We start from the raw sequence: 19,650 nt of genomic DNA on the forward strand, positions 1-19,650 counted from the left end.
CCACTCACCTAAATTAAACAGGATCATTTCTCGATCTTTCCGCCGTTAAAGATCAAGTAAATAGAGGGTATCACAAAGAGGGTTAATAGAAAAGAGACTGCCATTCCGCCCATCACCGCCCGCCCCAGCGGCACGAGCATCTCGGAACCCTCGCCCCAGCCCAGACTCATCGGCAGCAAACCGACTATGGTGGTAATGCTCGTCATCAGCACCGGCCGCAGACGGGTCGGCGAGCCTTCCAGCACGGCCTCATAAACAGTCTTGCCACTCTGCCGCAAAATCCCGAAATAATCCACCATCACAATACCGTTATTCACCGCCACGCCGATCAAAAGAATAATGCCCAGAAACACGATCATACTGAAAGAAGTATGTGTAACAAAGAGCGCCAGTATTGCGCCCATCACCGCAAAAGGCACGGTAAACATAATCACCAGCGGATCGCGCAGGGACTCGAATTGCACCGCCATAATGCCGTACACCAAAAACAAGGCCAAGATGGCCGCCGAAAAAAGCACGCTGTTACTCTCGGCCATACTCTCGGCCTCGCCGCCGATTTCCATGCGGTAGGGGCTGGGCAATTGCAAATCCGCCAAAACTTTTTTGGCTTCTTCCGCCGCCTTGCCGGCCGAGAGTCCGCCTTCGTTATCGCCCAGCACGCGGACAACCCGCGATTGATTTTCCCGCTCGATAGACACCGGCCCGAAAGCATTGATCACTTCCGCAACCTCGCCCAGCCGGACTGTAAAACCAGACGGCGCCGTGATGAGAATGTCTTTCACCGCCGCCGCCGATTTATAGTTATCGCGGTCATAGATCACCCGAATATCAAAATCATCGCCGTAATGCACATCGTTATATAAAGAAGCCGTGCTGCCGGTCAGCGTCGTGCGGATAGTTTCACCAACCTGCTGAGCGGTCAGACCGTAATTGCCGAGTTTGGCTCGGTCTAAAATTATCTGCAGCTCCGGCCGTGAGAGATCCAAAGAAATATTAAGATTGGCCAGCCCCTGTATCCCGCTCAAACGGAGCATTACCTCGTTGGCATAATCATTCAAGCGGGAAATTTCCGGCCCAAAAATCTTGACCTCCACCGCTTCTTCGGTGGAGCCGATGCGCAGGCCGCGCAGTCTGGCTTTGCTCAAACGAATATCCGCGCCGGAATTGGCAAACGGCTGGATCAGCTCGCGTATCTTGCGGATAGACTCGTCGGTGCTGCCCTGCCGCTGGCTCTTTTCCACCAGTTGAATATTTATCCGGGCCTGATTGGAATTTTGGGCAATGCTGCCGCCAAACCAGTTGCCGCCGACGGAGGCATACAAAGTTTGTATGTCGGGATCATTCTCGGGAATCGCCTTTTCCAGATAACGCGCCAGCTCATCCGTTATGTGCAGAGCCGTACCCTGCGGATAGCGGAAAAATATATTGATGCGGCCGTCATCGATCTGCGGCAGGAACTCCGAGCCGGAAGCCTGATAGCTCATATAGGTCAGCGCACCCGCCAAAAGCAGCACGCCCGTCACCAGCCAGCGGAAACGCAGGACGGGTTTCAGAAGTTTGATGTAGCCGGCGGTCAGAACGTCGGTGATTTTCTGGCTGAAACCATTACCCTGCTGGCGGGAATATTTCGTCAGATGGGCGGTCAGCGTCGGCACCACAGTCAGCGCGGTGATCAGCGAAGCGGCGATTGCCACCGAAATGGTGATAATTAAATCCCGAAAAAGCAAAACGGCGATGCCGCTGACCATAATGAAAGGCAGCACGGAAGCCAGATTGGTCAGAGTCGAAGCCATTACCGCGCCGCCGATCTCGGCGCTGCCTTCTTCGGTGGCCGTAACTATATCTTCACGCTTGCTTTTTTGATGGCGCGTGATGTTCTCGAGCATCACAATAGAGTTGTCAAGCAGCATACCCACGCCTAGCACCAGACCGCCCAGACTGAACATATTGATATTGATTTGGAACATCGCCATAAAGAAAAACGTCACCAGCAGCGACACCGGCATAGACAGCGCCACAATAAATGTGCGGATAAAACTACCCAGAAATAAAAACACCACAATCGTGGTCAGCAGCGCGCCGTAGAGCAAAGACTCGCTGACGCTGTTGATCGAGTTTGCAATATAGTAAGACTGATCGTTTACCAGGCTGACTTTAATATCTTCGGGGATCAGGCCGTCGGCCTGCAGCTCCGCCAGTTTCTGTTTGAGGTCCGCGCAAACCTGAACAGTGTTGGCATTAGGCTGTTTGAGAAAACTCAACATCACCGAAGGAATCTGGTTGATGCGCACCATCACCCGCTGATCGCTGCTGGTGTCCGCCACCTGCGCCACTTGATTGAGGCGGATCGGCACACCCTCGCGGCTGACGATAATCACTTTGCCGATGTCTTCCAGCGTCTTGTAACGCGCCGAAAGCCGCACGGTGTATTCTTTGTCGCCGACGGTAATATAGCCGCCCGGCAGATCGATATTTTCTTCCGCCAGACGCTTGATGATCTGGTCGGTGGACAGCTCATAACGGTCGAGCAGACGCGGATTAAAAATAACTTTTATCTCGCGGATTTTGCCGCCGCTCACCGTTACCGAAGCCAGCCCCGGCACGCTGTTAAACAGCTCGGACAATTCGCGGTCAGCCCAGCGGTTCATTTCAATTTCGCCGCGTTTGTCCGAAGAAAAACCCACTTCCAGGATCGGCATCTGGGTAGGATCCATCTTGCCGACAATCGGGCGGTCGGCGTCATCCGGCAGATCGCTGACCCTGTCCATTCTGGAGCGCACGTCATTGAGCGCTTCTTCCATATTCTTGCGGTAATCAAAATAGACGTTGGTCATCGAAGCGCCTTCGCGGACAGTGGACACCACGCGGATCGCATCCTCCGCCGAAGCCACCGCCGACTCGATGCGCCGTGTAACATTGGTCTCGATCTCTTCCGGCGAAGCGCCTTCGTAATTCACCCGCACCATAATCTGCGGATAGGTGATACGCGGCAGCATATCGATAGACTGTTCGCGCAGGAAAAACACGCCCAGTCCGCAGAACAATACGGTGATGACCAGCGTGCCGATAATTCTTCTGATCGCTATTTTGCTGATATTCACAAGCTCTCCCCCAGCAGTTGTTTTAACTCAATGGCCTGCAGATTGTAGTCCAGCGTACTGTCTAGTTGGCTGATTCTGGCCTGCAGCGCCGTCTGCTCGGCGTCGAGCAATTGTTTGCTGTTGGCCGTATAGCTTTGCCCGCGTTCCTGATACAGCTGCAAACTTCTTTCCGCCCGGCCAGCATTTTGGGCAGTCAGCTCTATTTTTTTTCCGGCGCTGCGCAGCGCGGATCGAGCATCCGAATACTTGATCAACTCATTGCGGGAAAGCAATTCCGTGTTTAACAAAGTTTGTTCCTGCGCTTTAACGCTTTGCTGGACAGACTGTGGTGTCTTAAAAAAATCAAACAAAAGCATTTGCAGAGAAACGCCCCATTGCGCATAAGTTGTCTCGTCCCGCGGAAAGGTCTCGCCCCACTCCACGCCCGTATAGGCCTGCAGATTGATCTGCGGCCAGTAGGCGCTCTCCGCGGATTTTACGGCAATTTCACGCTGCCGCTCCGTCAGCCTGGCCAGCCTATGCGCATAATTATTTTCCACTTTAGCAAACACGTTTTCCGGCAGCGCCGCATTTAAAGTCGGTTCGGCGGCAAAAGTAAACTCCCGCGATTCGTCATCTCTATAAGTTGGCTTTACCGGTAGCACAGTGAGCAAATTATCCAGCAAATTGCGCGCCTGCCACCACGCCAATTCCGCATTATCCACAGTGATCTCTACGCTGCCCAGCTGTACTTCTATTTGCAGCAGTTCTTCCGGCCTTGGCGATCTGGTCTGCTCAGACAACTGCTTGGATTTATTATAGTAGGCGCGCAAATTATTCAGCGACTGCACGCTGGCCGACAAAATATCCTGCGCGTGCCACAAGCTGTAATACGCCGCCGCGACAGCGAGTGTCAATTCTTGTTTGACTTTTTCCAGCTCCAGCTCCGCCTGCTGCAATTCCAATTCAGCCAGCGCGCGGTCCTGCCAGTATTTGCCGCCGGCAAACAGCGGCTGATTGAGGACAAGCGAGGCTGTGTAATCGTCTGTCGCGGTACGCAGTCTGGTATAGCCGGCGTTCAGCCCCAGATTGGGCAGCAGCGACGCGGTCTTGACCCAGACTTTGGCGCGCGCTTCCTCGACTTTCAATTCTTGTATCCTGATGGTCTCGTTATTAGACAGAGCCGTACCGACACATTCCCGTAAAGAAAGTTCAGCAGCCGGCAGCACGGCAGAAGCAAACGCCAACAACATTAAGGATCTGAAAAGAAACCGTTTTGGCATACAGCATTATACAATCTCAAAACGAAAAAGTTCCAGACTAATCACGCTAGATCCTTCAGCCAGCGTTTAGCTGATTCTTTGACCAGACAGGCCAGAGCGATACTGACCATGGCCAGCGCGGAAGCGGTCAAGGGTTCGGGCGAAAAAAACACCGCCAGAGCCAGTGACACGCCGGGCGCGTGCCGGCAGTTTACGGCCAGCATTAAAAGTATGGCCACAAAAACAGCTCCGGCCAGACAGAAGAATAGCGGGGTCTCCGGCCAAAGATATTTCAGCCAGGCCAAAAGCAGGCCGGCCAATACGCCGCAGGCATAACCGCCAAGCAGATGGCGCGGGCTGGACTGCGGCTGCCGGGGGAAAACCGCCAGAGTAAATACCGACGAACCCAGCGACAAAACAAGCAGCTCTGAAAAAAAATAATCCGCGTGAAAAAACAACAAACCGAGCAGCGCGGCCGCGCCCAGCGGCTGGCCTATATAATGCGGCCAATTTTTCCAGAAACTATATTTTCCGCGCACAGGCGTTCCTTTCAGGCCGGGAAATTACACAGATATTTTTCAGCCATGGTCGCGGCCACCGCGCCGTCCGCCGCGGCGGTCACCAACTGGCGCAGGTCTTTTTGCCGCGCATCACCCGCCGCGAATAGGCCCGGAATATTCGTCCGCGTGTCCTCACCCGCCGCGATATAACCGTCTTCGGTCAAGCGCACAAAATCCTTGAGCATAGCGGTGTTGGGTATCAGCCCGGCGTAAATAAACACGCCGTCGCAGGGCAGAATTTCTGTTGTTTTTGTCAGCAGGTTTTGCAGCAGCGCTCCGGTCAGCACACCGCCCTCGCCGCGTATCTCTTTGACCTGACACAGCGTCCGCAAAACGATATTCGGCGTGTCCTGCGCTCTAGCCAGAAGCACTTTGGCCGCCTGCAGATTTTTGCCGCTGTGCACGACGGTCACAGTTTTGGCAATGCCGCTTAAATACAGGGCCTCCTGCACGGCGGCGCTTTTGCCGCCAATGACCACAACATTTTTCTGTTTATAAAAAGGCCCGTCGCAGGTCGCGCAGTAAGACACGCCCCGTCCACGAAATTCCTGCTCGCCGGGCAGACCGATACGCTGCGGCAAAGCTCCGGCGGCGTAAATCACCGTCCGGCTCTGGATAATCCGGCCGCCATCCAGCGTCACGGCAAAAATATCGCCCAGCTTATTTATTTTGGCGGCGATGCCGTATTCGATTGGCACACCGATTTTTTCGACTTGCTTTTGCAGTAAATTGCCCAGTTCCAGGCCGCTGATCGAGAGCTGTGTCGGCCAATTTTCGACTAATTCCGAGGTGGTGATCACGCCGCCCGGGATCTGCGGCTCCAGCGCCAGCGTGTTCAGGCCGGCGCGCCCCGCGTAAATAGCCGCGGTCAATCCGGCCATACCGCCGCCAATGATCAGCGTGTCGAGCGTCTCGTACTGTTCAGCGGTCTGGCGTGGCTTAACTTCAGTCTGGACTTGCATAAGATTATGATAATACTTTTCTGTATAAATACGCAAATTTATGGTATATATGTCAGGCAACGCAACCATCTAAGGCTTATATTGTAGATTTATGCTTAAAAAATTTATTATCATTTCTTCTTTTATTTTGCTAATGTTCGGAGTCGCTCTGGGTGATAGTGTTCCGATAGAACTGTTTATTGAAGATACCTTAATGTATCCAGATAACAAGATCGACCTTGCACTGGTCAAGCTAACTATAGATAAAGAAATCGATAATACTATAGACATCGATTATTACATGGCAGAGTTGGATAAGATGGCGGATCTGGTTAAGAAAATGCTGCCCAAAAATCCGACCAGCATGGAAAGGCTGGATACACTAAAAAAATATTTGTATGAACCAGGAGAATGGAATGATTATAAAATATATAGTTATGACTTAGACAATCCCGAAGGGACAATATTAGCTAATAAATTGCTGCCAAACTATCTAAAAACAAGAAAAGGTGATTGTGTGTCAATGCCGATATTGTTTTTGCTTTTGGGAAAGAAAATCGGATTAAATGTGGCCTTGGCTCTAGCTCCAGCACATTGTTTCATACGATACACAGATGCTGAGTCTGGGAAAGTACTAAATATCGAAACAACCAATGGTGGATCAATAAATCGAGACGTTTGGTATATTGAAGAGTGTAATATTCCGGAAGTGTCTGTAAAAAATAAAGTCTATCTTCAGGATCTTACCAGTAAAGAAACAGTAGTAGTAATGGTAGGAGCTTTAGAGCACCACTATACCGACGAGAAAAAATATAGCAAGGTTTTAGCGTTATGTAATTTATCATTGCTGCATTGTCCGCAGTTTATCACCGCAATAACGGCCAAAGGAAATATTTATTCGCATATTTTAGATGCTGAGCTTGAAAAAAGAGGGTATACCCGGGAAAATATAAACGAAAAAATCACAGCTAAAGATGAAAAAGATCTTAATTTAATATATCGTTCCCATATTTATTGGTTTCATTTAGCAGAAAGGCTTGGCTGGAGACAGGAAACTCCAGAACAAAAAGAGAAGTATTTAAAAGGTGTAGAAGCAGAAAAAGAGTATCAAAAACAATTATTAAAAAACAAACAATATAGTTCATTATATCGTATGCCTTATACTGCCAGGTTTATTGGCAGAGACAAAGTTACACTGGAAGACGATCCAGCTAATTATTTTGGCGCTAATCCGTATGTGTTTGTGAATAATAATCCGATGAGATATACAGACCCGGATGGGAGAATCATTTTTGTAGGAGACGATACAGATCGATTTCTTAATAGATATGGTATTAAGACTGATAGCGTTATGCGGTATGAGAAATCTATTAAATATATAGGGCAATCTGAAGCAGGAAGAAATTTAGTAAACCGTCTTGAAAATTCAGAACAAGCTTTTTATATAAAATTTAATGATAAAAATGACCTGTCGTATAACTCTAAAATACAAACGATAAATTATGATCCCAATAGTGGATTAAAAACTAATTTGAATCGCGGTATACAAAGTCCTGCACTTGGATTAGCTCACGAAATGGGACATGCTGTACAACATTTAGATAATAATCTTAGTAATAGGAGTGTATATAGTATTGAAAATGAAAATTTACGTAAAGTAGAAACACCCATAGCAATAGATTTGAAAGAACCCGTCAGATTAAATTACGATGATCATTTAGGTACAGTTAGCGTGGCTGATCCTACATACTCAATAATTGCCCCTTTAAAAGATTAAACGATGCGACATTTACTAATAATTTGTATATTATTAGTGGCTAACTTATGTTCTCATAGTGAACCACTAAAAAAGATGTATACTGTAAAAGGATATTATATACCAAATTATATACTTACAAGGTATCCTTATTCTTGTAATGATGTAAAGAGAAACAGGTATGTGTATTATGAAAAGAGAATTACTCAAGAAGAACTAGGAAATATTCAATCGAATTTGGGCAGATTAGAATTAATAGAAAAAAATATGGCTATCAATAATTATCGTCAAGTAATTGAAATAATTGCTGGGGATAAATGTATCTTGACTATATGTTTTGATGCAGATGCTGTTATTTCTGTAAATGATAGGTTTTATCTTTATGATGACGAAGTATATAATTACTTCTTTTTAGACTATAATGAAAAATGATATAGTAAGAGGTAATATATCTTTATTTACCTCGGCTATATGTTTGCCGCATTAATTCATATAACATATATAAACCCTATATAAAAAATAAACTTTCTGTATAAATACGCAAATTTATGATATATATACTCTAGGTATGCGTGTTTATGCTGGCTAAACTTGTAAAATACAAAGAACGTTTTGAGGCCGTGGTTCATCAGGCAGCGCAGGCTGATCTGGATAGGATTTTTCGTAGCGCCCAAACCGGCCAATCTTTTCAAGACTATCTAAAAGAATTATGGCAGGAAGAAACTGATTTAGAGTTTTATGTCATGCTTGGAAAAATCACCGGCAAACCGCTCACCGAAGAAACCCGTTATCTCTATGAGGAAGCTGAGGTGCTGGCGCTGCTGGAAAAACACGGTCTGGCGGATGTTTTTGATAAACTTTTTATCCGCCGTTACAAAGGCTACTGCTGGATACGCTCGCAGGCTGTTCATCCTGAGCCGCTGGAAAAAATCGTCGCCGCTCTGGTCAAACATTATCGGGAAAATAACAGCGTTGATAAATTGCTGAAAGCCAGCCGCGTCCTAAAACTGCTGGACGAAAAATCGGTCAACGCCGCGATCAAAACAGCCAGAAAACAACTGACCGCGCGCAAAAGAGCGCTCATCAATACTTTTATTATACGCTGTCAGCAGGCCAGGATCGAACTGCCGGAGTCTATCTTCGGCGCCGGCCGGCTGGCCGCGGACGAAGAGCCCGGTGAGGAAACGCTGGATTTTTTGCAAACGCTGATCCGGCTCTATAATGAAAAAGATTCCATAATACTTCTCAATCCTCACGGCAGACAAATACTCATCAACAATGCTGTTTTTTACGAAAACTCCTGGCCGACCGAACATTTGCTCGAGGCTTTTCCCGTGCTAAAAATTCCAGCTGTTGCCTTTTTTTCCCAATATAAAGTTAATTTTTCCAAATACAATCTTCACAAAAACTCGCAGACTTTTGATCTGTTTTTTGAACGGATCAGCCCGACTCATGCCGTGCCCAAATTAAATACCAGCAACACAGAAAAAATTCTTTTGCGCTGCTTCGACAGAGGCACGCGCCAAAACTTTATCAGCCTGCTGCACGATATGCAGGAAATGCGCCGCGCCGAGCTCAAACGCCGCGGCGCGCGGCAGAGCAAAGCGCTGAAAAATACCCTGAGCTATTTTCTGCCGAAAATTTTGTCCGAAAAATTAATGTTCCTTTTGCACGCCGGAGAAAAATACAGCGAGTGGCTGCAGGAGGCGCCGGAATACGACGACAAACTGCGGCAATGGCTGTCCGCGGAAAACCTGCCGGACAAACTCCAGAATTACTGGGAAATGCTCAGCCTTAGAGAAATTTATCATTATTATTTTCGTTACCCGGACACCAACGCGCCTCTACCCTGGGACGAACAGCTCATACGCAGTTTTATTCAAGAAAGTTTTACCCAGCAGCAACCTTTGGAAAATATTATGACCATCTATGACAAACACAAATTTAACAGCAAAAACGCTAATGCGCTCTTTGCCCTTTATGCTTTTTTCAGCAATCCCGCAGGCTTTGCGGACTATCAAACCCAGCTAATGCAGCAGCGTGATGAGCATAATAAAATCGGCCGGCTGCCGCCCGGGACGACGCCTCAGCCATAATGCGCTAAAATCCCTTCATGGCGGAAACGCAGCGTCTTGTTTTTGCTTTGTTATCATAATTATGATAAAATAATGACTATAATAAATCTGGTTGAAAAGGAGTTAACCGCTATGCCGCAAATCCGTCCTGTGTCCGATCTGCGCAATCATTTTGCCGAAATTTCTGAAACAGTGCATAAGAACGGCCTGCCGTTATTTTTGACCAAAAATGGACATGGTGACATGGTGGTCATGAGCATGGATACTTATGAAAATAAGTTCTTTGCAGCAGAAATATATCTAAAACTCAAAGAGGCGGAAATAGAGGCTAAATCCAGTAAAAAACGGCTTTCCCACGCGGAAGTATTTTCTGCTTTGCGCCAAAAACTAACTCAGCTTAAAAATGTTTAAAATCCGCTATTTACCGTTAGCTCATCAGGATTTAGAAGACACCTTAGATTATTTCGCCCGAATCCTACAATCCGCGCAAGCAGCGGAAAGTTTTTTAAATACTGTCGAAAAAACGATCCAACTTTTGAAAAACTTTCCTTTTTGCCATAAATATTTCCAGCATTTTACGCTACAATAACCGCCTATGCGTCAGCGTCTCGATAAATGGCTCAGCCAAAAACACGGTGTCAGCCGCGCGCAGGCCGCAAGCCTGATCGACCGCGGTCTGGTTATCTGGCCAGCGGCGGAGAAAAAATTAAAAAATTCGCTGCCTTTGACCGCTGAGGAATTCGCGCGGTGCCAGGTCTCTCTGCCGCCGGCCAAGAAAACAGATCTGCAGGCGCAAAATATTCCGCTCAAAATAATTTACGAAGACCAAGACTTGATCGTGGTGCATAAGCCGGCAGGTCTGGTCGTGCATCCGGCCTGCGGCAATCCCGCCAATACGCTGGTCAATGCCCTGCTGTATCATTGCCGCGGTCTGTCTGGCCTCAACGGCCAGGAAAGGCCGGGCATCGTGCACCGTCTCGACAAAGACACCGAGGGTCTGCTCGTCGCCGCCAAGCATGACGCGGCGCATAAATTTTTAAGCCGGCAGTTTGAGAAACACACGATCACCCGCAAATATTTGGCTCTGGCCGCCGGCAATATCGTCAAGGACTACGGCGTGATCTCCGGCAATTTGGCGCGCAGCCAGCAGGATCGAAAAAAAATCGCCGTGGTTTCCAGCGGCGGCAAAAGAGCGGTGACGCATTACAATGTCCTCAAACGCTTTAACAGCATGACGCTTATCGAGGCCGGGCTGGAAACCGGCCGCACGCATCAGATCCGCGCCCATCTGGCTTACATCGGCCATCCGCTGATCGGCGATCCAGTGTATAATGCCGACTATCGGAAAAAAAACACGCGGCAATGTTTGATCGCTTATAAATTAGGATTTATTCATCCCCGCAGTAAAAAATATTTGGAGTTCAACGCGGAGCTGCCGGTCTGGGCTAAGCAGTGATTCTTCCGCTGGCAAATACATTTACCCTTTCCTTGACAAGTTGTCGCCAAGGTGAGACAATATCACTGTGCCAATCGAAATACAAACAACCGAAACTTTTAAAAATTGGGTAAAAAGCATCCGGGATATAAAAACACAGTCGGTTATTGGCGTGCATCTGGAGCGGGCAGCCTTAGGCAATTTAGGAAAAATTAAAAGCGTTGGCGGCAATATATACGAGAAAAAAATTTATTTTGGCTCTGGTTATAGATTGTACTTTATCAAGAAAGGAGACCGTATCATACTTCTTTTGTGCGGAGGCGCTAAATCGACACAACAAAAAGACATTAAATTGGCGCAAAAAATTGCAAAGGAGTTGTTGTAAAATGGTTAAAGTTAGCAAATGGGATTTTGCGGAATTCTTGAAAACCGAAGCAGACATAAAAGTTTATTTGGAAACCGCTTTTGCAGACGGTGATCCGGCGGTTATTTCCGCCGCGCTGGGCACAGCAGCCAGAGCGCGCGGAATGAGTAAAATCGCTAAAAAATCTGGAATAAACAGGACAAGTCTTTATAGGGCTTTAAATAAAGACAAGAAGCCGTATTTTGAAACTATCTCCAGCGTAATCCATTCTCTTGGTTATAAATTAGCTCTAGCGCCGCAATGATCCGCTATGCGCATTTTCTGATATAGATCAGGGTATAGCACGCCGGTTCCACATTGAACGCCGCGCCGCCGCCGGTAACGCCCGCGTTTCCCTCAATGCTGTGCTTGTGCGAACCGTTCTCGCTAAAATCACCGGAAACAGTGTGGGTGTGCGCCCCACCGGAAATAGAGGTCTCGACAGTGTGCGTATGCGCGCCAGCGTCTTTGGTATAAGAATCGTCGTGAAAGCTGGCATCCGTGTCCGCCGCGCCATTGCCTTGTGTGCCGCTATGATTATTATCATCACCGCCGGTGACCGGAAAATAGTGATAATGCGAACCACCGGAATCTAATGTGCCGCTAACAGTATGATCATGCGCGCCAGCTTCCGTAGTAGTCAAATTACTTACCACATGGATATGGGCGGTTGCCGTGTCCAAAACAACGCCTGTAACGTTATGGTTGTGGCGGGGCAAATTATTCGCAGTCAAACGCGCGTTGCCGCCGCCAGTCACGCCTCTCGACGCAGGCGCGCCGCCACGCACAAATTTATTTCTTAAATCCGGCGTGCCATGCGTGCCATCACAGAGATACCAGCCCCGCAGCGTCACATTATCTACCCAGCCGGAGCCGTCATACATTAAAAGCATTCCCACCGGAAAAAAAGTGAGATTGAATATGTCATCTCGAAGAATTCTCTCGCCTCTCCTGACAGTCATAGCTCCTCCTTAAATTTACGCTCGCTCCGCCGCCACTAAGCGCATCTCTTAATATAGATCAGCGTATAGTAAGCTGGCATCACCTCAAATGGCTCGCCGCCGCCGACATAATCTACCGTTCCGCCGGAAGTAGTGTGCGTGTGTCCGCCACCGGAATCGGTATTGCCTGAAACAGTGTGGGTGTGCGCCCCGCCGTAAGACACCGAGCCGGAAACAGTGTGCGTATGCGCGCCAGCGTCTCTGGTATAAGAATCGTCGTGAAAGCCGGCATCCGTGTCCGCCGCGCCATTGCCTTGTGTGCCGCTATGATTATTATCATCACCGCCGGTGACCGGAAAATAGTGGTTGTGTTCGCCGGCGAGAGATGAGGTCGCGGAAAAGCCGTGCGTGTGATCCTCTTTTTCGCTGACCGTCATACCGGAGCCCGTATGAGTATGGGCTCCTCCGGAATCGACGCTCAAGCCAGTTAAACCATGTCCGTGACTGGGCATATTTTGCACGGTCAAAGTTACTTTGCCGTCACCGCCAGCGGCGCAGGACGTTCCGCCGCGCACAAATTTATTTATTAAATCCGGCGTGGTGGTTTTTTTGCCGTCAGGCAGGGTTTTTTCCTGACCGTCACAGAGATACCAGCCCTGCAGCGTCACATTATCCGTCCAGCCGCCGCCGTCATATATGAGAATTGTGCCCAGCGGAAAAAAGGTCAAATTTAGCATATCCGCCGCGCGTATTTCCTCGCCCGCGGCTATCCTGGCGTGCCATATTCTGCCCATAACTCCCCCTTTGTTATATTTATTACAGAATGTAATTATACATTCCATGTATATAATATAACACAAATAATATATTGTCAATCATTCTATGTACCTAATTATTCTTTTGCCAAAATACCGTTAGTATTCTCCCAAGGAAATAAAGGAGTCGCATGTCCGGCGTCAATGAACTCAAGCTGCACCTGGCCAAAAGGCTCAAAGAACTGCGGCTCAAGGTCGGCCTCAGCATCGAGGCTCTGGCTAACCAGCTGGGGATAGGCTTCCCCAACTATCTGTATCTGGAAAAAGGCACCAAGGGCTGCCCCAAACTGGAAACCCTGCTTAAACTGGCCGATTTTTACGGTGTCGATCTGGTTTATTTTTTTCAGGATTTTGCCGTGCCGCAGAAAAAACTGGCGCCGCTCAAAGGCCGGATCGCCACCCATAAAATGCTGGCCGAGTTTCAGAAATTAAGCGCTGACCAGCAGGAGCTACACCTGCATTTGCTGAAAAGTTTCAATCGAAAAAAAAGTGTATAATGCCGCCGGCATGTACAAAAAAATAATTTTGCTGCTCGGCCTATGGGGCAGCCTTTGCGCCGCGGAGATCGGACAGTTCACCAGGCTGTCCGGCGAGGCTGCTATCTCGCGCAACCGCGAGCCATATTTTCAGCCGGTCACGGCCAGCCGCGTTTACGCCGACGACAGCATCACGCTGGGCGAATTATCTTTTGCCATCATCGAAACGCCGCAAAATATCTGGCAGATCACCGGGCCGGCTAAGTTTACCGTTAATTCCGCGGACGATTTTGCCGCGGAATACGGCGCTCTGGATTTCCAATTAAAACCGCCGCGGGAAAAAAATGTCCTGCTGGCTGTCACCGAAACAATAGTTTTCCCCGGGCTGGGACACTGGTATTTAGAAGATTATGTCAAAGCCCTGCCGCTGCTGGGCGTGAGCAGCCTGATGCTCCTCGGCATTTATACCGCCAATCCAGAACTAAGCTCCGCGCCGGAAAAAACATCCGAGCTGCGCCAAAATTATCTGCAAATCTATCTGGTCTACACACTGGTCTCGGCGCTCGACGCCTGGTCGGAAGCCGGCGCGCTCAACCGCCGTCTGGCCGAAAACCGTAAGCTGCTGGAGGAACAATGAGGAATAAAATGAAACTCTGCATCGACGCCGGCAACACTTCTATCACGTTTGGTTTTTTTGCCAATGACGTTTTAGTCCGAAAATTCGCCCTGCCCACGGCCGCTTACCGCAAATTCCGTCTGCGGCAAAAGATCGACCGCGTTGTTTACGCTTCGGTCGTACCCCGCCTGGACGGGTATTTCGCCCGTTATTTCCGCCGTCTGGATTTCACGCGCCTCACTTACCAGCACATCAAAAATATCCGCATCGCCCTGTTGAAAAAATCCGAGATTGGCATTGACCGGCTGGTCAATACTTCCGGCGCGGCGGTGTTTTACGGCGATCCGCTGGTCATCATTGACCTCGGTACCGCGACGACTTTTTGCGTCCTGTCCCGCAATGTTTACCGCGGCGGACTGATCTGCCCAGGCATCAATCTGACCCGTTTGGTCTTGCACGAAAAAACCGCCAAGCTCCCGCTGATCGAATTGAAACACAAACCGCCGCGGCTGATCGGCAATTCCACGCGCCGGGCAATGCAGGCGGGGATCTATTACGGTTATGCCGCGCTTATCAACGGCCTCGTGACCGCGTTGAAAAAAGAAGTTCCGCGCGCCAAAATTATCGCCACCGGCGGCTATGCGGAATTACTGGCGCCGGATATCCACGCCGATATTATCGACACAGATCTGACGCTGAAGAGCTTGAATTTATACTAGTTCAACCCGAAGGTTATCACGATCGGAAAATCACCGATCGCCAGATCGTATTTGAAACTGATCTTTCTGATGCTGCGGTCTTTCAAAACCGTGTTTAGCATATGCTCTATCTGCTGTGTTTTTTCTGAACCCACAAAAATCCCCCCATTGATAATCATGCGGATTATGGCAAGTTTTAGGCCAATTTTTGCTGGCGATTTCGGCCAAAACTGTATAAAATTGAGCTGAAATGCCGGCTTTGTTCGTCAAAATTGCTCTTTTTTTACTCTCAGGCGCGGTCTTTGCGCTGGGGCTGCACAAAGAAGTGCAAAAAAATCTTTCGCTGGTTTATTCCATCAATGTCACCGCCCGGCAGACGCGGCAATACATTCAAAAAATGCTGACCTATATACTTGAAACACTGGCGATAAAATTTATGCCGCCGCGGCTGTTTGCCAAAATTATTTCAGACCGGGGCCTAGCGCCGCTGCACGAGGCTTTGAGCTACGGGCGCGGCGTGATCCTGCTCGTCATGCACGCCGGCAATTGGGAGCTTTTCGGCTGCGCGCTGGGACGTTTCGGCTACCGCGCGGCCGCGGTGGTCAACAATCCCCGCCGCGACAAATTTATCGCTTACATTGACAAAAACCGCGTCAAATGCGGTTTGGAAATCATCGACATCAATACGCAAAATATGTACCGCGCCTGCTTTCGGGCTTTTGCGCAAAACAAGATCGTGCTGATCGCCGCGGACACCGGCGCGACAGACAGCGACAAAAATATTACCCTGCGCGTGCTGGACAAAGACCTGCCGGTGGCGACTGGCTGGGCGACTATGGCTCTGCGCGCGCGGCCGCTCGTCCTGCCTATTTTTAATTACTCGGAAAAAGGCCAGCACGGGTATGTTTTTGGCCAATTGCTAGACCCCGCCAACTACGCTGACGAAAAGGCTCTGCTGACCGTGGCGCTGGCTTTTTACGCCGCACAATTGCGCGCGCGGCCGTTCGAGTGGTTTTTGCCGGTATCCAGCAGCGAGGTCAGGAAAACGTTCGGATAACAGTTTTCTCCTTACTTTACGATTATTTACTTCTAACTTATTACTATTTTAGCGAATAATTTTTGGCTCAAATAAGCCATTTTTTACCAATCTTACTCCTTATTCTTCTCCTTCTTTCTCCTAATTATTTTTTGTCCATTTAGGATATTTATAACTACCTATATTTTTAATCCTTCCAGCGGCTTTCAATTTATAAATTAGATTATCTATTTTTTTGTACCTCTGTTTATCGGTCAATTTATCTGATAGTTTATCTCCAAGCAAACTGTTAATATCTTTTCTGTTAACGCTGCCATGTTGTTCTATCATTATCATAATTAAGTCTTGATAGTATTTATTATTCAGGGCTTTATGTTTAGTATATTCCGCCTTTTGGTTTGTTAATTGAGCGACTTTAGCTCCAACAAAATAATTTGGTTTTCTTCCTTCTATAAGTTTTTCTTTTTTTAACCATTTGGCTATATCATCTGGGATAGGTATTCCGCGCTGCACGCGGTCTAAGGCCAAGACTTGCTCCAGGGAGAGGTCGCTACGCTGGATTAACAAATTAGAATAATTGGGATCGATTTCCTTGCCATAAATCTGCAAAATAACTTTCTGCGGATTGGCTAAAATATTATATTCTGGCAGGGGAAAATAACGGGTGCGTTGTGAAACGCACATACGATTAATGCCAAATCCCATAGTGTCTATCATGCCTAAATTAACCATCGCCCCAACTAAAAAAGGATTTCTATAACTGCTTGGCGTTCTTTTTCCCAGCAAATATTCTTCCGGCGTACCTTCAAAAAAAGTGCCGGCATTATCAAAAATCAACTTATCCGCCTGTTCCGTCAAAACAATCCGCGAGCGCAAGCTATAATCTTGATGGGCAATGCAATTATGCAAAGCCTCTAAAATAGTCTTGGGGTCATATTTGTCCACTGTAGTCGCCAGCAACTCATGCGTGGGGAAAAATTTTTGTTTTACATTGCGGATGCGCTCTTTCACTTTTTCCGTATTCAGTAAAAACGGCGGGCCAAAATGGTCATAAGCTTTTTCTTCTAAAGTGTCCAGTTTCCAGGTGATTTCGGCTATGGCTGGAGACAAATAATGCGCCGCTTCCGGCTTACCCAACAATAACAGTGCGGCATTAGTAATCTTGCCATTGATTGTCAGCTTGGCTTTATCCAAAAATTTTTCTCCAGACAAATTCTCCACAGCTAAGCCGTAATGGCGTTCCCGGAATTTTTCCCTAGCCACGTTTAAGGCTTGTTCATCTAAATCATGTAGACACGCCGCATTTATTATCTTCGCACTCCAATCTTCTTGAGAATTATAAATTTTACGCATTAAATCAGTATGTCCTTTGAGCTTGGTAAGATGACTGCCTATACGTACATAAGTTTCGTTGAAAAAAAAGATTGGTTCGCTTTTAGCCGGAGCAATACGCAGTAAAACTATAGGTTTTTGCTCACATTTAAATTCAAACACATCAAAATTAATCTTCGGATGCAAGTATTGACGCAGCCATAATTCTAAACCCTAATTGCCTTGTTTCGCTTTAGAAAAACGAAAGTTTGTGCCTATAATCCTATGGGTAATATCTTCCACTCCCCAGACCAAATATCCGTATTCTTTATTGGTCAGAGTTGCCCCATTGCTTAACGCGCTTATATATTCGCCTATTTTATGATTGTTTGTCGCGCCATTCAGCTTAAACTCTAGCCATTGTGTTTCCTGCGGTTCGGCGCACAATTTCAACAATAAACTTTGTAATTCCTCTTCGTCCATACTACACCCGTTATATTTTAGGCTTTTTCACTAAAAAAAGTAATACTGACTGACGTTCTCATGCCGCCAACTACGCTGACGAAAAGGCTCTGCTGATCGCGGCGCTGGCTTTTTACGCCGCACAACTGCGCGCGCGGCCGTTCGAGTGGTTTTTGCCGGTATCCAGCAGCGAGGTCAGGAAAACTTTTAAGAGTATAAATTAAACTAACACTCTTGTAACACTACGAAGTCGTGCTATAATATTATTAGCGTTTGAGAGGCGCGTCTGGCGGTTGCTATTGGCTTCAACCTTTCGCACTATGCTCTCAAACGCCTCAATTCCATTTAATTCTAAAGTATATATGCGATGTCCGAAGTAATCTTTCAGGCTAACACCGCTTTCTTTGATCAATAGATTTACATACCCTATTTTTCCATCTGCAAATTTCATAGGTACAATAAATTTCTTTATTCTCACACCTGGTTGATTGTTTCTGTCCGTTCTATTTTCTATCTGTAATGAGTGTTTCCACAAATTAACAATATTCTTTATTGCCGCATTATGCTGCCCAACAGAAAATCCATTACTTATACTTCTATCAACAGATTTATTACTGATCAGCTTGTTTTTCTGAGATGTGTTTATTTGAGCGACAATTCCAGTATCATCATTTTTTAAGTTTTGACCGGCAAGCGTTCCTAAATATTCTTTCGCTTCTTTTTGAGTTACATCATTTTTCGCAGTTAAATCGTTTATTGCTTGTGTGCGTTGCGCTTGTGTCATTTCGGAAAATATATCACTATCAGTAGTATTTGTCCTTTGATACTTTTCTGTCCCTAATTCGGTTCGAGTGGTTTTTGCCGGTATCCAGCAGCGAGGTCAGGAAAAGTTTCGGACAGTAAACGGTAATTTCTTTTAGCTTTTGAGAAAATCTACTTTTTGTTTGCTCGGCAATCGGAAAGAAAACGTTGTTTTATTTTCAAAATTTGAGACCGCAAAATCACCCAAACCGATTATATCCATACCGATCAATACATCGCAGCCCATTGGCTCCCCTTGTAATACCGGAATCCTTTGTATTATTGTTTTGTTTGGCAAAAATACATCTACGTAATGGCAATAAGCGTCCATTTTCCCTGACGGCGTAAAAACTTCTCTAATATTAACGGGGCGTAATTTCAAAAGATCGACAACTTTCTGGGTGATCATCGTGTTTGTTGCGCCGGTATCCCATAATGCCATAAATATAAAATTTTGATTTTCATCACCAGGGCGCGCAATAACAATATTGTTTTTCAGTGTTCTGGATAATGTTGGGTACGAATTTGTGAAAGAACGATACTCCATTACGCCATTACTACCTTATGCGGAAAATAAACATTTCCCGCCGCAAAATAGGCCGCGTCCTCGCCCGGATTTACGCAGTGTTGAATAATGAAACTGCCCACTTCCGCAATTTTAATAGTCTCATTATAGGCTTCGTCAAAGGTACTGTACGTATTCAGTACCTGCTGGTCTTTAATTACAACATACTGGTTATAATGGTCTTTAATAAGATCAGCAAGATGTTCTTTAAAAAATTTATAATTTTCACTTGCTATATCCATATTTAGTTATACTACCACGAAATTACATTATTACAAGCGGCACAGCTTCACAAATAACGCCGGATGTGCTATATTTCAAGCCTTTTTTGGAGGAAAAAATGAGTTATAAATGCGCCATTTGCGGCAAACAGGTCATCACGGGCAACAAAGTGTCACATTCCAAGCGTCACACGCG

25 protein-coding genes are annotated in these 19,650 nt (G+C 47.0%); 13 read left to right on the forward strand and 12 right to left on the reverse strand.

The genetic code is table 11. The annotated features are described in order from the left end of the window. Positions 1–23: 23 nt before the first annotated feature. The 4 genes from LBJ25_01090 to LBJ25_01105 are packed head-to-tail and all read right to left on the reverse strand — an operon-like array spanning position 24 to position 5,864. Entirely contained in the window at positions 24–3,101 is a 3,078-nt protein-coding gene (locus LBJ25_01090) for an efflux RND transporter permease subunit (protein ID MDR1452559.1), read from the reverse strand. After that, positions 3,098–4,363, reverse strand: a complete 1,266-nt coding sequence (locus LBJ25_01095) for a TolC family protein (protein MDR1452560.1) — start codon at positions 4,361–4,363, stop codon at positions 3,098–3,100. Before LBJ25_01095 ends, LBJ25_01090 begins: the two co-directional genes overlap by 4 nt. Before the next feature lie 41 nt (positions 4,364–4,404). Beyond that, positions 4,405–4,881 (reverse strand): HPP family protein, encoded by a 477-nt coding sequence (locus LBJ25_01100; protein ID MDR1452561.1) that lies wholly within the window; start codon positions 4,879–4,881, stop codon positions 4,405–4,407. An 11-nt stretch (positions 4,882–4,892) separates the two neighbouring features. Then, positions 4,893–5,864, reverse strand: a complete 972-nt coding sequence (locus LBJ25_01105; protein ID MDR1452562.1) for an FAD-dependent oxidoreductase — start codon at positions 5,862–5,864, stop codon at positions 4,893–4,895. A gap of 91 nt (positions 5,865–5,955) precedes the next feature. On the opposite strand from LBJ25_01105, the gene LBJ25_01110 reads away from it, so the two are divergent. The 8 genes from LBJ25_01110 to LBJ25_01145 all read left to right on the forward strand — a co-directional run bounded on the left by LBJ25_01110 (position 5,956) and on the right by LBJ25_01145 (position 11,777). After that, a complete protein-coding gene (locus tag LBJ25_01110) occupies positions 5,956–7,620 on the forward strand; it encodes a hypothetical protein (GenBank protein ID MDR1452563.1) in 1,665 nt (554 codons plus the stop codon). Between the two features lie 162 nt (positions 7,621–7,782). Further along, a complete protein-coding gene (locus LBJ25_01115; protein MDR1452564.1) occupies positions 7,783–8,031 on the forward strand; it encodes a hypothetical protein in 249 nt (82 codons plus the stop codon). A gap of 146 nt (positions 8,032–8,177) precedes the next feature. Beyond that, a complete protein-coding gene (locus LBJ25_01120; protein ID MDR1452565.1) occupies positions 8,178–9,695 on the forward strand; it encodes a hypothetical protein in 1,518 nt (505 codons plus the stop codon). 111 nt (positions 9,696–9,806) lie between these two features. Further along, positions 9,807–10,085, forward strand: coding sequence for a type II toxin-antitoxin system Phd/YefM family antitoxin (locus tag LBJ25_01125; GenBank protein ID MDR1452566.1), 279 nt, complete (start codon positions 9,807–9,809; stop codon positions 10,083–10,085). Continuing rightward, positions 10,078–10,263 (forward strand): type II toxin-antitoxin system RelE/ParE family toxin, encoded by a 186-nt coding sequence (locus LBJ25_01130; GenBank protein ID MDR1452567.1) that lies wholly within the window; start codon positions 10,078–10,080, stop codon positions 10,261–10,263. The genes LBJ25_01125 and LBJ25_01130 overlap by 8 nt, the downstream gene beginning before the upstream one ends. Positions 10,264–10,269: 6 nt before the next feature. Continuing rightward, positions 10,270–11,130, forward strand: a complete 861-nt coding sequence (locus LBJ25_01135; GenBank protein MDR1452568.1) for an RluA family pseudouridine synthase — start codon at positions 10,270–10,272, stop codon at positions 11,128–11,130. Positions 11,131–11,197: 67 nt separating this feature from the next. Continuing rightward, entirely contained in the window at positions 11,198–11,494 is a 297-nt protein-coding gene (locus tag LBJ25_01140; GenBank protein MDR1452569.1) for a type II toxin-antitoxin system RelE/ParE family toxin, read from the forward strand. A 1-nt stretch (position 11,495) separates the two neighbouring features. Further along, positions 11,496–11,777 (forward strand): putative addiction module antidote protein, encoded by a 282-nt coding sequence (locus LBJ25_01145; protein ID MDR1452570.1) that lies wholly within the window; start codon positions 11,496–11,498, stop codon positions 11,775–11,777. 4 nt (positions 11,778–11,781) lie between these two features. Here the strand turns inward: LBJ25_01145 and LBJ25_01150 are convergent, their stop codons facing one another. Beyond that, positions 11,782–12,474 (reverse strand): hypothetical protein, encoded by a 693-nt coding sequence (locus LBJ25_01150; protein ID MDR1452571.1) that lies wholly within the window; start codon positions 12,472–12,474, stop codon positions 11,782–11,784. A gap of 35 nt (positions 12,475–12,509) precedes the next feature. Next, entirely contained in the window at positions 12,510–13,247 is a 738-nt protein-coding gene (locus LBJ25_01155) for a hypothetical protein (GenBank protein MDR1452572.1), read from the reverse strand. 152 nt (positions 13,248–13,399) lie between these two features. Here LBJ25_01155 and LBJ25_01160 point away from each other — a divergent pair, with 152 nt between their 5' ends. From LBJ25_01160 to LBJ25_01170, 3 genes are read left to right on the forward strand one after another with little or no spacing between them, the layout of a single operon-like run. Further along, positions 13,400–13,765: a helix-turn-helix domain-containing protein gene (locus LBJ25_01160; GenBank protein ID MDR1452573.1), complete on the forward strand. Its 366-nt coding sequence runs from the start codon at positions 13,400–13,402 to the stop codon at positions 13,763–13,765. A gap of 10 nt (positions 13,766–13,775) precedes the next feature. Then, positions 13,776–14,381, forward strand: coding sequence for a hypothetical protein (locus tag LBJ25_01165; protein ID MDR1452574.1), 606 nt, complete (start codon positions 13,776–13,778; stop codon positions 14,379–14,381). Between the two features lie 8 nt (positions 14,382–14,389). After that, the gene (locus LBJ25_01170) at positions 14,390–15,079 is read left to right on the forward strand and encodes a type III pantothenate kinase (protein MDR1452575.1); all 690 of its coding nucleotides are present in this window, start codon (positions 14,390–14,392) and stop codon (positions 15,077–15,079) included. On the opposite strand, the gene LBJ25_01175 is transcribed toward LBJ25_01170, so the two are convergent. Next, positions 15,076–15,213, reverse strand: a complete 138-nt coding sequence (locus LBJ25_01175) for a hypothetical protein (protein MDR1452576.1) — start codon at positions 15,211–15,213, stop codon at positions 15,076–15,078. The two genes, LBJ25_01170 and LBJ25_01175, sit on opposite strands and share 4 nt — an antisense overlap. Positions 15,214–15,308: 95 nt before the next feature. Here LBJ25_01175 and LBJ25_01180 point away from each other — a divergent pair, with 95 nt between their 5' ends. Further along, positions 15,309–16,115, forward strand: a complete 807-nt coding sequence (locus tag LBJ25_01180; GenBank protein MDR1452577.1) for a lysophospholipid acyltransferase family protein — start codon at positions 15,309–15,311, stop codon at positions 16,113–16,115. Positions 16,116–16,235: 120 nt separating this feature from the next. Here the strand turns inward: LBJ25_01180 and LBJ25_01185 are convergent, their stop codons facing one another. The 5 genes from LBJ25_01185 to LBJ25_01205 form a co-directional block, all read right to left on the reverse strand. Continuing rightward, positions 16,236–17,588 (reverse strand): transcriptional regulator, encoded by a 1,353-nt coding sequence (locus tag LBJ25_01185; GenBank protein ID MDR1452578.1) that lies wholly within the window; start codon positions 17,586–17,588, stop codon positions 16,236–16,238. 51 nt (positions 17,589–17,639) lie between these two features. Then, positions 17,640–17,888 carry an ATP-binding protein gene (locus LBJ25_01190; protein MDR1452579.1) on the reverse strand — a complete coding sequence of 83 codons (249 nt, stop codon included), beginning with the start codon at positions 17,886–17,888 and terminating at the stop codon, positions 17,640–17,642. A 199-nt stretch (positions 17,889–18,087) separates the two neighbouring features. After that, complete coding sequence (locus LBJ25_01195; protein ID MDR1452580.1) at positions 18,088–18,651, reverse strand: hypothetical protein; 564 nt, start codon at positions 18,649–18,651, stop codon at positions 18,088–18,090. Between the two features lie 132 nt (positions 18,652–18,783). Continuing rightward, positions 18,784–19,215, reverse strand: a complete 432-nt coding sequence (locus tag LBJ25_01200; GenBank protein ID MDR1452581.1) for a retroviral-like aspartic protease family protein — start codon at positions 19,213–19,215, stop codon at positions 18,784–18,786. Next, entirely contained in the window at positions 19,215–19,475 is a 261-nt protein-coding gene (locus LBJ25_01205) for a hypothetical protein (GenBank protein ID MDR1452582.1), read from the reverse strand. The genes LBJ25_01200 and LBJ25_01205 overlap by 1 nt, the downstream gene beginning before the upstream one ends. Before the next feature lie 98 nt (positions 19,476–19,573). Between LBJ25_01205 and LBJ25_01210 the strand changes: the two genes are divergently transcribed. Continuing rightward, a partial coding sequence (locus tag LBJ25_01210; GenBank protein ID MDR1452583.1) for a 50S ribosomal protein L28 occupies positions 19,574–19,650 on the forward strand: 77 nt, incomplete at its 3' end.

The sequence above is a fragment of the Candidatus Margulisiibacteriota bacterium genome, assembly GCA_031268855.1.
Lineage (GTDB): Bacteria > Margulisbacteria > Termititenacia > Termititenacales > Termititenacaceae > Termititenax.